This window comes from Floridaenema aerugineum BLCC-F46, from assembly GCF_041929345.1.
In the GTDB taxonomy this organism is placed as follows: domain Bacteria; phylum Cyanobacteriota; class Cyanobacteriia; order Cyanobacteriales; family Aerosakkonemataceae; genus Floridanema; species Floridanema aerugineum.
On the sequence record NZ_JBHFNQ010000143.1, the window covers coordinates 17612 to 33356 of the forward strand.

Genomic DNA, 15745 nt, shown 5'->3' on the forward strand with positions numbered 1-15745 from the left:
CCCTTACCAAGGGGGACTTAAAAATCTTGTGATTTGAAAACAGAGATCCCCCTAAATCCCCCTTAGCAAGGGAAACTTAAAAATCTTGTGATTTGAAAACAGAGATCCCCCTAAATCCCCCTTACCAAGGGGGACTTAAAACAGGATTTTATGTCCTTTTTAAGCAGGTAACTGTGAGATAAATTCAGCCAAAGTTTCACAAGTCCAAGCTTGACGGTTTAACCGCTTTAATTCCTCAATTGTTAATCCTTCTAATCTCTGAATTACCTCTGGGGAAACTGAAGTGAAACGATCTGACAGTGCCTCTAAAATAGAGCTTTTTAAACCTTGTTGTAATCCTTGTTGTAATCCTTGTTGTAATCCTTTTTCGAGGATTTCTTGATAAATGACTGATTCTCTCATAATGTCCTCGCGAAATAGTTGATTAATCAAGTTTTTTTCAAAACGCAAACCTGCTAAAATACTACTGATAGCTGTTAGCATCCCCCTTTCGTTGACTGTTTCAATTTTAGCTAATTGCTGGGAGACTTGAGTAAGTAGCTCTGAGGGAGTTTCTGTGCGGCATAAGGTTGCTAAGGGTAAGAGGGCGGAATTTTGTAATAAGGGTTCGGGATCTTGCTGCCAAATGCGGATTATTTGGTAACGATGTCGGGTATCTCCGAGGCGAAAAGTATCTTTTAATTTGGTAGCTGCGGGTGATGGTTTGAGCAGGATAATTGCCTGGGTGACTGGTAGGCGATAGCGTCGGTAAAGTCGCACCCAATAATCTAACATTCTTAAGGGTAAGGGTGGTTCTCCTTCGACTTCTACCTCGAATTCCAGATGCAATATCTGGTTAGTGGTGCGTAAAAAGGTGAGATGATCGGCGCGAATTGGTTCAATGCTTAATTCGGTTTTGAGGATTTCCACTGATGTGGGGGTTTCTCCTAATATCCAAGTGGCGAATTCTCTGGGGTAGGTTTCTGATAGGTATTTACAAGCGTTATCAAAAGCCATTTAATTAATTCAATTTAGCTGGGGAATGTATTTAGTTTAACTTACAGGGGGTTAAATTAATTAGGATATGCCAAGGTTTGACTACTGAAAGATAGACAAGCATTCATGTTTGCGGGGGGAGTGCGATCGCTAATCACCAAAGTTTAAGATATAGTTGTAATCAAGCTGTAAAATATAAAAAAAAGGAGCGGATATTCTTCCAACTACAGAACAAGGTTTAACCTGCATTAGGCTATGTCAAGCTTTGACTAATTTTTACCGCTCGATCGAAATATTACGTTTGGATGAGCGGGATGGCTCAATTTTCATCTTTGCAGGGGAAGAACTTCAAATCAAAATTATTCGCAATGGTACATGGAGATTTATAACATGAACCCAGATTTTGACAAAATGAGTAAGGCTGAGTTACGTGCTTATGTACTCGCTCACCGTGATGACAATGAGGCTTTTTACAAGCTTGTTGACCGTTATGAAGCTGATTCTAAAGACCATGTATGGCATCCATGTCCTAATACTCCTGAAGATTGGGAAAAAGTTCCGAAATTAATTGAGGAACAGATTAAGAAATTGGAAAAATAAGGTTTTTGATGGGTTGGTGATTAGCGATATGCCTACGGCAGGCTACGCCAACGCTCTACATAATATGTGCGATCGCTAATAGCCAAAGTTTAAGATAAAATATTTCTAGAAGTGATCGGCTAGAATAAAAATGACTAAACAAGTAACGATCGATCTTGATGATGAAGTTTTGGTTCTTCTCGATCGGCATTCGGGAGGAAACCGGAGTGAGTACATCAATAAGTTGTTAAGAAAGCAGCTAATAGAGAGTTCAGAAATAGCTAAAAAACCTAATAATATAAACGATGCCCGTGTTTTTATGAAATTACCTCTAGAAGAACGCCGTCGCTTATTGGCAAAACAAAGTGAAGCAATTTTATCCCATTATCAGGAAGATAATGAATGGCAGGAATTACAAACATGGGATTTGATGGATGAATAATTTAGTGGCTCCAAAAAGGGGTGAAATTTGGCTGGTTAATTTTGACCCAACAATGGGAGCAGAAATCAAAAAGATTCGACCTGCTATAGTGGTAAGTTCTGATGGAGTTGGTCAACTTCCTATTAAGTTGATTGCACCGATAACTGATTGGAAAGAATATTTTAATGGTGATGTTTGGCACATCAAGATTGAACCGGATAGTATTAATAATTTAGTGAAAGTTTCGGCTGTTGATGTGTTGCAATTGCGTGGGATGGATGTGCAAAGATGTATCCGTAAAATCGGAGATTGTGCGGCTGAAACTATGGAAATGATTGCAGCTGCGATCGCCGCTGTTGTCGAGTATCAATGAGTATAAAATTTGGTTGTGAAGCTGCGATATGCCATTAACTAAAAACTGATTTGGAGAATTTCTGATGACAGAACTATCTATGAGTGAAGCGCAACAGGCAAAATTATCTTCAATGCTGAAACTTGCGAAAGTTACTGAATAGAAGGCTAAGGAACTTTGTGAGATAGGAGAGGCGTTCGCACAAAAGTATGAAAAACGTCTGCGTGAATTTAAAGAAGCTTCGATGAAGTGAAATTGTATAAAGGCGATCGCACATATTTTGGGTAAGGTGCGATCGCACTTGGTTAATAATTTCGGTGCAAAATGGAGAGGGGTGGGGGGAGTGCGATCGCACATCGGTATTATAATAAATTAACCCTTACAAGAAAGCTCTACTGCATAAAAGTCCTCTTCAATTGACCAACATTTGTCATTTTCACAGCGCACCCTAAAGAGACTATATTTTTTATCGTCTAAATTGTCGCGCACACTTATAACCCCCTCACCATGACATTTACCTTCCTTCCATTCTCCTTTATAAGTAGGATGAGAATTTGAGTATATTGTCCCATTTACGGGACACCAAATTTTACCTTGACCGTGTGGTAGACCATTTAGGCGCTGACCTTCATATATACAATTTTGATACACTAGACTATCACATGATGTAATAGCGATAAGCGTACATATAGTTATGGATAAAGAGATATATTTTAGTTTATCCTTTATAATTGGCAAAAGCCAGTACAATATTTTTTCTCTAATTTGTTTTAGTTTCATAATATGTGATCCATAGTTTATCCAAAATTTTATACTATCTCCTGTACTCCGATAACCATACTTTATAGGCAATAAATAGAAAACAAAACGTAGTAGCTATCGGAGGAATAAAAGCAATTACAAATGCTGTTGTCATTCCGATTCTAGTTAGTAAAATTTTACTTTTAGTTAAATCAGATGGCAGTTCTAAATAATAAAATAATTTCATGAATGAATATACCAAAATACCAGTTCTAATTAATAAGTTAATAGCTAGATATTCATCTGCTGTGTAATTAGTTTCTAGATAGGTAATAAACTGTTTATCAGAAAAGCTTTTAGACAAAGGATCACCATTAAAAGGATTCGTGGAAAACAAAGCAGCCCAACCACAATACAACCCGCAAATAAAGGCGATTAAGTACAAAAAACTTCCTAAAGTTATTAACCAATCTAACACAATTATTATCCTCCTTAATATACTTTATTATGTGTGGCTTACTGTTTTAATTTGAAACAATAAACTGACCAGCAAGTACTACCAGCAATTATTACAAGAATAGATAGTAAATCAATATTTTCAATTATTCTTGCTTGTTGTTCATTTGCTGTTAGTTGATACATTATATTTCTATGGTGTTCCCGTCGATTCAATTCAAGCTGTCGAGAGTTTGCTAGATCTTGCTCAAGAGAATGATCAAAGGGATTATAGTTTGGTGGGTTGTATAATTGTTTCTCAGAACTGAAGTTGATAGGAGGTAAAGATAACTGGCTTCTGATGTAGCCTCTAACTAAGGTTACAAGAACAACAGTAAAAATTACTCCTGATACTACTTTGGGCATCGGATTTCGAGATTGCTTTTGGGTTTCCATATTAGCTAATTACTCCATACAGGTTATTAAGAAATTCGGATTTTCACTTAATTTTGCAGTCTTGCTATTTGTGATTTAACAACCCTTTTATAATCCCTCCTGTAATTCCTATACCAAATAATATTGCCCCGAAATTTGCACGATCTTCATTATCACGAGCTTCACCGGATACGTAGAAAGAACCGCCTCTGGCAGCAGTTCGACTCCAACCACCAGCTTGAGAAGGCTTAATGCTACATAATAAAGCGGAACTGATTGCCAACAGTAGACTAATGCTTAAAATCCAAGTTTTGGTATTCATGCCAGCTATTCTTGAATAAACTCAATATCAATAAATATTATTTAGGTTTTTTTTATATTTGTATATTCGTGAAAACTAGGAAATTGCCAAACAGTTAAATAATTAATAGTTCGGTCGGAAAAAGCCGGAAAAAGTTGTTAAAGTCGGAGAGAGTCGGAAAAAGTCGGATTATAATAGTGAAAACACTGATATTTACCTAGAAATGGACGTTAATGAAGTGCTAAAACTTGTAGATCGCCTAATTTTCTCAAAAACTGACAAGCACTTAGACGATCTACAAGAAGCAATATTACGGAGTAGTTTGCAAAATCAAAAATACTCGAAAATAGCAGAAGAGTTTAATTGCACAGAAGGTCACGTTAAGGATATCGCTTCTGAACTTTGGAAGATTCTGTCAGAGATATTAGGAGAAAATGTCAGTAAGTCAAATTTTCGATCTACAATGCAAAGGTGTCGGTTCTCTAATATTTCATCCGTTTCATCAAATTTTGCAACAGATTTTGCAAGAATTAATAACATAAACCTTTGTCAAAAAGCTTTGCAGACTCCAGAAGTTTCACAAGATCGATCGCACCACCCCAAAACCCAAATTTCTCTAGAAGATGCACCTGATATTTCCCCTTTTTTTGGACGGAATGAAGAACTAAATCAGCTGGAAAAAGCGATCGCACAACAACACTCTCGCCTAGTCACAATATTGGGAATGAGCGGAATTGGTAAAACTGCACTTGCTTTACAATTAGTCGAACAAATAAAAGATAAATTCGATTATGTAATTTGGCGCAGCTTACACAGTAAACCATTATTGGAAGAACTGCAAACAAATCTAATTCAATTCTTCTCTAATCAACCAGAAAACGGATTAAAACTCAACATTAACTTATCACAATTAATAGAATATTTGCGGAAACATCGCTGCTTGATAATATTAGATGATGTGCATTCTATTTTCAGCAAGGGACAATTAGCTGGTTGTTATGAAAACGGTTATGAAAATTACGGCGAATTATTCAAAAGACTGGGAGAATTACATCATCAAAGTTGCTTAGTTCTGCTTAGTTGGGATAAACCGAGAGAAATTGCTAAATTAGAAGCAGAAAATCGTCAGGTTTGTTGTTTAGAATTGCAGGGGTTAGATTTGCGATCGGCTAAAGAAATCCTCAGAGAAAAGAGATTAGTTGAAGAAGAGAAATGGCAAGAGTTAATTGAAAAATATCAAGGTAATCCTTTATGGTTGAAAATAATTGCTACCATGATTCAAGATTTATTCGGTGGCAGAGTGGGGGAATTTGTTAAATATGACAACCTATTGTTGAATGAAGATTTAAAAGATGTATTGTTTCAGGAGTGCGATCGCTTATCCGAAATAGAAAAACAGATAATTTGTAGTATTGCTGAAGAAACCGAAGCAGTTGCTATTTCTCAATTGTTGTCACATTTACAATTACCTGCTTCAGAATTGATTAATGCAATGCAATCTTTAGGAAGACGTTCATTAATTGCTAAAATCAACCAAGGTAACGAAACGCTTTTTAACTTGCAACCAGTGGTGAAACAGTATGTTAAAATAAGGATTAATGAAGGATAATAGAGAAGTAAAATAGTTGTTATTACTCAAGATTAAATGATGGATATAAAGGCGATCGCATCCTCCCCCCAAACTTCCAACCTCTACGAAACAGACTTTTATGCTTGGACACAGGAACAAGCAAAACTCCTGCAACAAGGAGTATGGCAAAGTTTAGATATTGCCAATTTAGTTGAGGAAATCGAATCTTTGGGAAAACAAGTACGTCAGGAATTAAGAAATCGCTTGGGAGTGCTACTCGGTCATTTGTTGAAATGGGAATTTCAGCCTCACAAAAGGTCGAGAAGTTGGTTTTTAACATTGCGGGAACAACGTCGCAGAATTCTCGAACATTTGGATGAAAATCCCAGCTTAAAACCCTATCTTCCCGAAGTGTTGCTGAAAGCATATAAAGATGGACTTGACTTAGCTATACGCGAGACATTTCTCCCTGACGAAGAGTTTCCATCTGAGTGTCCTTACAGTATTGAGCAAATTCTGGATGCTACTTTTTTTCCCGGAGAACCCCTGGAATCGGGTCAAAATTGGGTGGTGGAAAATTAAAATAAGTTCTAGAACTAAGACTTAAACTAAATCCCCAGAAATTTCAAATAGTTATTGTTACCTCAGATTAAATTATGGATAGAAAAGCGATCGCATCCTCCCCCCAAACTTCCAACCTCTACGAAACAGACTTCTACGCTTGGACGCAGCAACAAGCGAAACTCCTGCAAGCAGGAATATGGGAAAATTTAGATATTATCAATTTGGTTGAGGAAATAGAATCTTTGGGAAAACAAGTACGTCAGGAATTAAGAAATCGTTTGGGAGTGCTACTCGGTCATTTATTAAAAGGGGAATTTCAGCCTAATAAAAGGTCGAAAAGCTGGTTTTTTACCTTGCGAGAACAACGGCGTAGAATACGACAATTGTTGGCTGAAAATCCCAGCTTAAAACTTTATCTTCCCGAAGCATTACAAATAGCTTATGAAGATGGAATTGATTTAGCTGCACGCGAGACATCCCTTACAGATAAAGATTTTACTGCTGAATGTCCTTACAGTATTGAGCAAGTTTTGGATTCTACTTTTTTCCCAGGAGAACCAATTACATCAGGTAAAAATTGGGTTGTCGAAAATTGAAAGATAATCAACCTATAAAATTAGGCGATTCCCTGTTTCTCCTGTTATTTGAGTTTAATTCGTAGGGTGCGTTAGTGCTAACGTAACGCACCATTTGGCTGAAAATTGCGATCGATTATCCTGTAGTTTAGCTCAGTTTTAACGCCATGTCTGAAACACAATCAGATTTAACAAAAACTTTCCCAACCTTTGCTGATTGGTGCAGTCACAAAGATAACATTTGTCCAGCAGCAAAACATACAGTTGAGGTATTACTAAAAGAAGCTGGCACAACTGATTGCCATGAAGCAGAATTAATTCTGATGAATCGAACTAAACTGAATCTCCACAACAATCAAATTACAGATTTAAATCCAATTTCAACTCTCACCAATCTGACAGAACTTTATCTTCACAACAATCAAATCACAGATATAAATCCACTTTCAACTCTCACCAATCTTACCGCACTAAATCTTCGGTTCAATCAAATCATAAACTACCTTCCCCTTTCAAATCTCACTAATCTGACAGAACTTTATCTCGAAAGCGATCGCATCACAGACCTCAAACTACTTTCAACTCTCACCAATCTTACTAAATTGTATCTCGAAGTCAGTCAAATCACAGATTTGAGTTTACTTTCAACTCTTACCAATCTGACAGAACTTTATCTCCACAACAATCAAATCACAGATTTAAATCCACTTTCAACTCTTTTTAATCTGACCTACCTTTATCTCGAAGGCAGTCAAATCATAGACTTGAGTCCTTTACAATCACTTAAATCTTTAGAATACTGCGAAATTTACAATGTAGCTTTGCCGAAAAAATATTTTCTGCCTCTGCAAAAATGGCAATCTAGATGGATTTTGGAAGAGAAGAATATAGGAATTCGCCGCGTTTTAATTCAACAAATTGGGTACGATCGCATTTGCCAAGAACTACAAGCGATCGAATTAGATACTTGGCGCGAATACAGTTTATTAAAAATCGATATTTTCGATGATTTTGATATCGAAAATGAAAGGGAACTAGCGGCAACCTATTTATTAAAAATGACTTGTCCGAGTACAGGATTTATTCACGCTTTGCGCGTCCCGCCAAATATGAAATCCGCTAGAGAAGCAATTCGCTGGGTAAATTGGGGATTTGACCCCGAAGAATTTGCTAGAGAAACTTAAACTACAGCATAATTTAAAGCTCAAAGTCCGACTTTAAGAGGATGTCGATCGCAAATCAAACAATTAATTTGATATCATCTAAAATATGAGAATTATCCTGCGATTATGCCATCTACAAAACCCTATCAACCCCTAGTTCTCCGATTATTACACGGCATCACCGCTTTACTGGTAATTAGCGCCGCGATCACCGGATTTTTAGTATATGATAGCTGGGACGGTCGCTTTGGTCGCCTTGCACTTACTTTAAAAAACCGCGAATTCATCGATATTCATGGCACATTTGGCTTTTTCTTATTGCCAATTTTGATAATTTTGACAATTTACAGTATTCGGGTTGGTTATCGCCGTTTAATTCAAGCTGATTCCTTTAGTAAACTTAAAGAAGTCGGTAAACCAATTTGGTGGTATACTCTCCAACGTTTTGCTAATACTTTAATGTTAATTTCTGCCTTATTTGCCTTACTTACTGGTAAATTTCAAGATGAAAATTGGCTACCCCAAGGAATATTAAATCAGCCTTGGTACTACGCGCATTTGCTTGCTTGGTGTGGCGTTGTAATTGCTTTTGCGTTGCATTTATTGATGAGTGTAAAAGTTGGCGGTGTTCCCCTGCTAATTTCCATGTTTGATGCTAAAATTCGTGCAGAAGATAGCCCGAAATTATGGTGGCAAAAAGTAAAAACTTGGCTGGGTAATCCACATTTGTAAATCCAACTATTTGGTAGGGAAAAATACAATGAGTTCTCCCTTTCCCGGAATGAATCCTTATTTAGAAGATCCAGAATTGTGGTCGGAAGTTCATCATCGGTTAATTACTGCGATCGCCGATGCACTAGCACCTTCGTTGCGTCCTAAATATTATGTTGCTATAGAGAAGCGTACTTACTTAAGCAATATCGAAGATAGCGTTTTGGTAGGAATTCCCGACGTAACAGTATTTTCTAGGGGTTTAAAGAAGAGTGAAACGCGATCGACTCTGACAATCCCTTCTCAAACAGAAGCAGTTACAGTTACAATACCACAACCCGAAGAAATTAGAGAAAGTTATTTAGCAATTAAAGAAGTAGGAACAGGCAAAGTTGTTACTGTATTAGAAATCCTTTTTCCAAAAAACAAACGGGCAAAAGAAGGAAGAGAAGCATATCAACGTAAACGTCAGCAAGTTTTAGCCAGCTTAACTAATTTAGTAGAAATTGACTTGCTGAGAACCGGAAAACCCATGCGAATTATTGAGAAGATTGAGTCCGATTATCGCATTTTAATTAGTCGTAGCGATCGCCGTCCTAACGCAAGTCTATATGCTTTTAACTTGCCCGATCAAATTCCCTCATTTCCTTTACCTTTGCAGTCAAGAGAACCTGAACCATTAATAGATTTGCAAAGCTTATTAAACGGTGTGTACGATCGCGCAGATTTTGATTTAAGGATAGATTACAATCAGGAACCTGTCGTAAAACTAAGCCCAGAAGATGCCGTTTGGGTAGATGAATTATTACGAAATCAAGGATTACGAGGTACAATTGAAGAATAAATTTTTTGCTCAAATTACTACATTGACAAATCAATCTGTTGCCCAATCGTATCTAAAAACTTCGTGCCATAATGTTGAATTTCCAGAAAACTTGCCTGTTGCGGTATGGTTTTATAAACCAAAAAATGCTTCATAATTCCTAAAGTAGCAGCACTTTCTAAAGGGCCAATAAAACTAGGATCGCGATCGAGAAAATCCGGCTGACTAGCCCAATGCTTCATTTGATTAGCATTCAAAAAATAACAACCGGAATGGGGATTTAAAGCGCGACGGAAAACCATCGGTACACCCATAATTTTGCTTTGTAATTGCGGACGATCGCTGACATCTTGAAAATTTTCCGTTGCTTTCGGATTTATATCACCATCAACATAAGCTTTGTAAGAAAGCCCGTGAGTGGAAATTTCATAACGATTTGGTTGCAACAAACAGCGATCGCCAGCTTCCTTATTAAACCAATATAATTTTACAAAAAACCAAGGATCGTGTATGATTAAATCATCTTCCAAAAAACAGTAATAATCATAATTTCCTAAAGAATCTCGCAACACCGCTTGACACTCAAATCCCAAAAACATCGGTTTGGCTTCTGTGGGATAATGTTGATAAAAATGATCAGGTACAGGAAGCTGATCCAAAAGATGACAATCTTGAGTTGTACAAATTACAATATCCAAATCATTAGCTAAAGGTTGGTTAGCCGGAAAAGCCAATTTTTCTTTAATATTAATAATGCTTTGCGACTTACTAAATAACTGATGTAAAGCAGTAAGACTTTGACTTAATGCTGCTAAACGAGGCTGGGGATTTTTCGATCGGGAATCATGCCGACTATTATCTTCCGGTTTAAAAAAGTGAGCAATTGTAATTAGGATTCGCATTGATAGAAAATAGGAAATAAACATTAAAGGTACGTAGTTGCGCTTCAGCGCTCTTCTCTAGCGCTAAAGCGCAACAACGTACTAACTAGCAATTAATTGCAATGCACTAGGTTTTTTCAGTTGTTCTTTGAGCCAATTATCGAACAATTCATCGAGTAATTTTTGCTGCATTTGTTCATCGAATTGTGCGGGAATAATCTTTTCAACTCGGACAATTACCCAGATATCTTCGATCGCACTCGGAACACTTAATTCCCCTGGTTGACTAGTTTGCAAAAGTTGGGCTAATTTAGGATGAGATAAACTCAATGGTACAGGGCCAATTAAACCACCAGTTTTAGCTTCTGGGCCTTCCGAATATTGTTTAGCAAGTTCGGTAAAAGTTTCTTCCCCTGTTTGCAAACGCAAGTAAAGTTCTTTAGCAAAAGCACCATCCCGCACTCGAATTAAGGAATAAACATATTCATCGAGTTCTGATTTACGTTGGAGAAAATAGTTTTCTAAATTCTTACTCCAAGTAGCTTGTTTAAACTTTTCAATTCTCAGTTCGCGAGTAGCCAAATTGATGAATTGAGCTTCCGTCATTCCTTGTTCTTGTAACCATTTTTTCCGGGCTTTTTCGCTGTTTAATTGCCGTTGTTTACCGAACTCTAAACAACATTCCATTTGCTCTTTTGGGGTGCAATCAAAAGGTGCGATCGATCGCTCGATAATCATCTCTTCCTGAAGTTTTGGCAGCAGTTCGTATTGCTTCAACAAAGTAACTAAATCTCTGCCGTTAACTGCTTGATTTCCTGCGCCATTCCCTACAGCAGAATTGCCAATTTGTAAAGTAGTCGGTTCTATATTACTATCAGCGATCGCCACTAAATGCGATTTCTCATCTTTCCCATTTGAATTGTTTGTTTCACTCTTCGCCATTCTCATCCACAACGGCACTGAATTACCGCCAATACCTTCTTGAATCCAATTTAAATGATGCGGTAATAACAGCGATAAATCGTATTTTTCCAAAATTGTTTGTCTTGCTTTCGCCCGAATTTCACTCATTTTTTCCGGGTGATTTAAAGCTTCCTCAATGCGCGAAGCAATTTCTTCAGGAGAGAAGAACTCAGCCAATAAACCATTAACTCCATCTCGGATCATCTCAGTTACCGGAGCAGTATTAGAACCAATAACTAAACAACCAGTAGATAAAGCTTCCAACAATGACCAAGATAAAACAAACGGACGAGTTAAATAAACATGAGCCGAAGAAGCTTGTAAAACTTGCACATATTCATCATAAGGCAGATGTCCAGTAAAGTGAACCCGCGACAAATCTAAGGGGAACTTTTCTAACATTAACTGCTTATAAGTTTTCCCATCGGGTAGAGTTCTACCATAAGCAACTCGATCTTCCCCAACAATGACCACATGACATTGAGGGCGACGTTGTTGGAGTAAATAAATTGCCTCAATAAATTGGGGAAAACCTCGGTAAGGTTCCATGCCTCGACCAACATAAGTCACCAGTTCTTCTACATGAGAAAGGTCAAGGTTTATTCTGGGTAAAACTAACTTTGCTCCCGGTTTAGGACAAAAGAAATTAGTGTCAATGCCATCATGAAGAACTTTAATTTTATCTTGATATTCATCGGGGAATTGTTGCTTCTGCCAATATGTAGGAGACAGACCCCGATCGCAACTATATAAATCTAATAAAATCGGCGCATTTTTAATTCTAATTCTCGCTTCATCATCACCATTTAACTGTTCGCTGGGGTCAAAATCCGCATCAGTTCCATGAGCATGATAAAACCACTCGAAATAACACAATAATTTAGCTTTAGGAAATATATCTTTCATTAATAAAGTCGGCCCCCAACCCGAATGACCATAGACCACATCGGGAACAAAACCCCTAGCCTTGAGTTGTTCAGCCATCCGATACACAGCCTGACCTTGTAATACAGCATTTTCCAAAGGACGCACATAATGGTGAGTTTCCGGTCTTGCTTCGCGTTTTGGTTGATAAATCATTTTACTGACACCAGGGAGATTACCATCCCGGCGAGTAGTGCCGAACACGACTTGGTGACGTTTATCTTTAGCTAATGCCCCAGCAACATGACGGAATTGGGCGGGAAAATTAGGATGTAAAAAGAGGATACGCATAGTTAGTTTTGTGTGAGTAGTAGTATCCTACTGTCTGGTTGGTCAAAAGACAGCAGGAGATGAACAAAATTATTCTGAAACTAGCGAGAGTGCGATCGAGCATCAGATGCCTGTATCCGGTTGACCCAGATACAGACCCATTTCCTAGCTAACAAAATCTGAGGCATCGAAGGCTCCAGGAAGTACACCTTGCACAACTGCTAAGGTTTCAGCTTGAGAAATCGGAATGCCAGCAGCCGGAGTAACGTAGATCCGAGTACTAGCCGTAGCAACACCAGCAACAGTGAGATTGATGCGCTGGAACGACAGCTGCTCAAAGGCAATATTCTCAAGCAGGAAGAAGTCAGTACCATTTTGGAAATCAGTGATCCAGTCACCCGGAGGAGGAGCGATAATTGGCTCACCTGGATCGATCGGCTCTGGCACAAATTCCGCATAATTCAATTGGAAGTAATCAGTCTCAGTCCCGCCAGTCAGCGTATCGCGTGTGGTTTGGGTTTCTGCATCTTCGCCACCAAAGAGAATATCAATACCAGCGCCACCGATAACGCGATCGACACCAGCACCACCATCCAGGAAGTCATCCCCAGCACCACCATTGAGCACATCATTGCCAGCCAGAGATTCAACTACACCCAGATCGCCATAGATGGTGTCATTGCCACCTAGTCCATTCAGGTTATCAGCGCCCTCACCACCATCGATGTAGTCACCTTCAACACCACCTCGGATGGTTTCTAAACCAGCACCGCCGAACAGTGTACTTGCGCCAGCACCCCCATCCAGAACATCGTTGCCGTCGCCACCATCAAGGGTATCAAGACCATTACCGCCTACGAGGGAGTCATCACCAGCATAACCATAGATAACGTCATCGCCATCGCCACCCACCAGGGTATCGTTGCCGCCGCCACTCAAGCTGTCACCTTCACCGTAAATGGTGTCATTCCCAGCGCCACCAAACACGGAGTCAGCACCACCGAAAATGGAGTCATCCTTTGTACCATCCCCGTACAGTTGGTCATTAGAAAAGCTACCAACTACGGTGTCATTTCCCGCACCGCCCTTAGCCGTATCCTCAAAGCCGCCATATACCCAGTCGTTGCCAGCACCACCATCGAGCAGGTCTTTGCCATCATTGGCATCATCAGCAGTCGTCCCACCAAACAGGGTATCATTGCCAGCTTCACCATACAGCGAGTCCTCGCCTGCATCCCCATAGAGTCTGTCAGCGCCAGCACCACCAAACAGGGTGTCTTTATCAGCGCCACCTTCGAGCAGGTCATTACCGCCTAAGCCTAATAACTCGTCATCACCAGCAAAGCCGCGCAGTGTGTCGGCATTCGCTGTTCCTGTGAGAGTGTCCTTGTCTGCTGTGCCATTTCTGATCGCCATAATTTACCTCTTTTATAGATTCAAGTTGTTTTTTGGTAGGAGATAGTTGATGCACTTAAAAATTTCGATTAGTTGATTTTTAATTCAAATCCCTACGATTTACGGATTACGTTTCAATAGGATGTAAAAATCAAATACTCATCGCTTTGTTAGTAAGTTCCTACTGTCTGGTTGCCTCCAGACAGCAGGAGATGAACAGAATGCGAGATTTGATTTGCTCAAACTCATTTGAGCATCAGGTGTGTGTATCCGGTTGGCGCTAGATACACACACATTTCTTAGATAGATGAAACAAAATCTGTTGCGTCGAAGGCTCCGGGAAGTACACCTTGGACAACAGCCAGAGTTTCGGCTTGCGAAATCGGAATGCCAGCAGCAGGAGTAACGTAGATCCGAGTACTCGCCGTAGCAACACCAGCAACCGTCAGGTTGATGCGCTGGAATCCTAGAGAGGTAAAATCAATACCGTCAAGCAGGAAGAAGTCTGTACCATTTTGGAAGTCAGCAATCCAGTCACCCGGAGGAGGCGAGATGATTGGCTCACCTGGCTGGATCGGCTCTGGGACAAATGCTGTGTAATTTAATTGGAAGAAATCAGTCTCAGTTCCACCAGTCAGCGTGTCGCGTAAGGTTTGGGTTTCTGGGTCTTCGCCACCAAACACAAGGTCAACGCCAGCGCCACCGATAACGCGATCGACACCCGCACCACCATCTAGGAAGTCATCCCCAGCACCGCCATTGAGCACATCATTGCCAGCCAGAGATTCAACTACACCCAAATCGCCGTACATGGTGTCATTACCACCAAGTCCCTGAAGGTTATCAACGCCTTCACCACCATCGATGTAGTCACCTTCAACACCACCCCGGATGGTTTCTAAGCCAGCACCGCCCAACAGCGTACTAGCACCAGCACCGCCATCCAAAATGTCGTCGCCGTCGCCACCGTCGAGGTAGTCAATACCATCACCACCCAAGAGGGAGTCATTACCGCCATAACCAAAGATAGTGTCATCGCCACCTTCGCCTAAGATGGTATCGTTGCCGCCGAAAATTGTGTCGTTAGCTTCGCCGTAAATGGTGTCATTACCTTCTCCACCTGCGATCGAATCAGCACCACCAGCAGCTAAACCTTCTGCATCGTCGCCGTACAATGCGTCACCAAAGAAGCTACCAACTACGGTGTCATTTCCCGCACCGCCCATCGCGGTATCCTCGAAGCCGCCATATACCCAGTCACTACCAAGACCGCCATCGAGGAAGTCTTTGCCATCATTGGCATCGTCAGCAGTCGTCCCACCAAACAGGGTGTCATTGCCAGCTTCACCATACAGCACATCTTCGCCTGCATCCCCACGCAGTCTGTCAGCGCCAGCACCACCAAACAGGGTGTCTTTATCTAATCCACCTTCGAGCAGGTCATTACCGCCTAAGCCTAATAACTCGTCATCACCAGCAAAGCCGCGCAGTGTGTCAGCATTCGCTGTTCCTGTAAGGGTGTCGGGCAGTGGTGTTCCATTTCTGATAGCCATGATTTTCTCCTCATTTACCAAAAGTTGTGTTTTAACCCAAAGATGATTGATGCAATAAAGCCTTTTGTTAATCTCCTTCTCTCTCCCCCTCTCCCAGATTTAGGAGAGGGGTGC

Annotated in this window: 19 protein-coding genes; 10 read left to right on the top strand and 9 right to left on the bottom strand. The window is 40.0% G+C overall.

Translation table 11 applies throughout. The features are described from left to right. Nucleotides 1–159: 159 nt before the first annotated feature. The gene (locus ACE1CC_RS18715; protein WP_413271945.1) at nt 160–996 is read right to left on the bottom strand and encodes an Rpn family recombination-promoting nuclease/putative transposase; all 837 of its coding nucleotides are present in this window, start codon (nt 994–996) and stop codon (nt 160–162) included. 244 nt (nt 997–1240) lie between these two features. Here ACE1CC_RS18715 and ACE1CC_RS18720 point away from each other — a divergent pair, with 244 nt between their 5' ends. From ACE1CC_RS18720 to ACE1CC_RS18735, 4 genes are all read left to right on the top strand, one after another. Continuing rightward, nucleotides 1241–1369 carry a DUF6888 family protein gene (locus ACE1CC_RS18720; protein WP_459563878.1) on the top strand — a complete coding sequence of 43 codons (129 nt, stop codon included), beginning with the start codon at nt 1241–1243 and terminating at the stop codon, nt 1367–1369. Beyond that, nucleotides 1366–1575 carry a DUF6887 family protein gene (locus ACE1CC_RS18725; protein WP_413271946.1) on the top strand — a complete coding sequence of 70 codons (210 nt, stop codon included), beginning with the start codon at nt 1366–1368 and terminating at the stop codon, nt 1573–1575. Before ACE1CC_RS18720 ends, ACE1CC_RS18725 begins: the two co-directional genes overlap by 4 nt. A 130-nt stretch (nt 1576–1705) precedes the next feature. Continuing rightward, the gene (gene mazE, locus ACE1CC_RS18730) at nt 1706–1996 is read left to right on the top strand and encodes a type II toxin-antitoxin system MazE family antitoxin (RefSeq protein WP_413271947.1); all 291 of its coding nucleotides are present in this window, start codon (nt 1706–1708) and stop codon (nt 1994–1996) included. Then, nucleotides 1989–2348, top strand: coding sequence for a type II toxin-antitoxin system PemK/MazF family toxin (locus tag ACE1CC_RS18735; RefSeq protein ID WP_413271948.1), 360 nt, complete (start codon nt 1989–1991; stop codon nt 2346–2348). Before mazE ends, ACE1CC_RS18735 begins: the two co-directional genes overlap by 8 nt. A 351-nt stretch (nt 2349–2699) precedes the next feature. On the opposite strand, the gene ACE1CC_RS18740 is transcribed toward ACE1CC_RS18735, so the two are convergent. From ACE1CC_RS18740 to ACE1CC_RS18755, 4 genes are all read right to left on the bottom strand, one after another. Next, entirely contained in the window at nt 2700–3107 is a 408-nt protein-coding gene (locus ACE1CC_RS18740) for a hypothetical protein (RefSeq protein WP_413271949.1), read from the bottom strand. A 34-nt stretch (nt 3108–3141) separates the two neighbouring features. Beyond that, the gene (locus ACE1CC_RS18745; RefSeq protein ID WP_413271950.1) at nt 3142–3546 is read right to left on the bottom strand and encodes a hypothetical protein; all 405 of its coding nucleotides are present in this window, start codon (nt 3544–3546) and stop codon (nt 3142–3144) included. 38 nt (nt 3547–3584) lie between these two features. After that, nucleotides 3585–3959: a hypothetical protein gene (locus ACE1CC_RS18750; protein WP_413271951.1), complete on the bottom strand. Its 375-nt coding sequence runs from the start codon at nt 3957–3959 to the stop codon at nt 3585–3587. A gap of 64 nt (nt 3960–4023) precedes the next feature. Further along, nucleotides 4024–4260 carry a hypothetical protein gene (locus ACE1CC_RS18755; protein WP_413271952.1) on the bottom strand — a complete coding sequence of 79 codons (237 nt, stop codon included), beginning with the start codon at nt 4258–4260 and terminating at the stop codon, nt 4024–4026. Nucleotides 4261–4477: 217 nt separating this feature from the next. Between ACE1CC_RS18755 and ACE1CC_RS18760 the strand changes: the two genes are divergently transcribed. The 6 genes from ACE1CC_RS18760 to ACE1CC_RS18785 all read left to right on the top strand — a co-directional run bounded on the left by ACE1CC_RS18760 (nt 4478) and on the right by ACE1CC_RS18785 (nt 9666). Continuing rightward, nucleotides 4478–5848 (top strand): NB-ARC domain-containing protein, encoded by a 1371-nt coding sequence (locus tag ACE1CC_RS18760; RefSeq protein WP_413271953.1) that lies wholly within the window; start codon nt 4478–4480, stop codon nt 5846–5848. 36 nt (nt 5849–5884) lie between these two features. Next, nucleotides 5885–6391, top strand: a complete 507-nt coding sequence (locus ACE1CC_RS18765) for a DUF29 domain-containing protein (RefSeq protein WP_413271954.1) — start codon at nt 5885–5887, stop codon at nt 6389–6391. Between the two features lie 74 nt (nt 6392–6465). Then, on the top strand, nt 6466–6969 hold the full coding sequence (locus ACE1CC_RS18770; protein ID WP_413271955.1) for a DUF29 domain-containing protein: 504 nt from the start codon (nt 6466–6468) through the stop codon (nt 6967–6969). 146 nt (nt 6970–7115) lie between these two features. Continuing rightward, nucleotides 7116–8132 (top strand): leucine-rich repeat domain-containing protein, encoded by a 1017-nt coding sequence (locus tag ACE1CC_RS18775; protein ID WP_413271956.1) that lies wholly within the window; start codon nt 7116–7118, stop codon nt 8130–8132. 105 nt (nt 8133–8237) lie between these two features. Next, the gene (locus tag ACE1CC_RS18780; protein WP_413271957.1) at nt 8238–8843 is read left to right on the top strand and encodes a cytochrome b/b6 domain-containing protein; all 606 of its coding nucleotides are present in this window, start codon (nt 8238–8240) and stop codon (nt 8841–8843) included. 28 nt (nt 8844–8871) lie between these two features. Beyond that, nucleotides 8872–9666 carry a DUF4058 family protein gene (locus ACE1CC_RS18785; RefSeq protein WP_413271958.1) on the top strand — a complete coding sequence of 265 codons (795 nt, stop codon included), beginning with the start codon at nt 8872–8874 and terminating at the stop codon, nt 9664–9666. Nucleotides 9667–9683: 17 nt separating this feature from the next. Here ACE1CC_RS18785 and ACE1CC_RS18790 read toward each other — a convergent pair whose 3' ends face one another. The 4 genes from ACE1CC_RS18790 to ACE1CC_RS18810 form a co-directional block, all read right to left on the bottom strand. Further along, the gene (locus tag ACE1CC_RS18790) at nt 9684–10547 is read right to left on the bottom strand and encodes a calcium-binding protein (RefSeq protein WP_413271959.1); all 864 of its coding nucleotides are present in this window, start codon (nt 10545–10547) and stop codon (nt 9684–9686) included. An 81-nt stretch (nt 10548–10628) separates the two neighbouring features. Then, nucleotides 10629–12704 (bottom strand): glycosyltransferase, encoded by a 2076-nt coding sequence (locus ACE1CC_RS36870; protein ID WP_459563879.1) that lies wholly within the window; start codon nt 12702–12704, stop codon nt 10629–10631. A gap of 144 nt (nt 12705–12848) precedes the next feature. Beyond that, the gene (locus ACE1CC_RS18805) at nt 12849–14099 is read right to left on the bottom strand and encodes a calcium-binding protein (RefSeq protein ID WP_413271960.1); all 1251 of its coding nucleotides are present in this window, start codon (nt 14097–14099) and stop codon (nt 12849–12851) included. A 278-nt stretch (nt 14100–14377) separates the two neighbouring features. Continuing rightward, complete coding sequence (locus ACE1CC_RS18810) at nt 14378–15631, bottom strand: calcium-binding protein (protein WP_413271961.1); 1254 nt, start codon at nt 15629–15631, stop codon at nt 14378–14380. Nucleotides 15632–15745 lie beyond the last annotated feature (114 nt).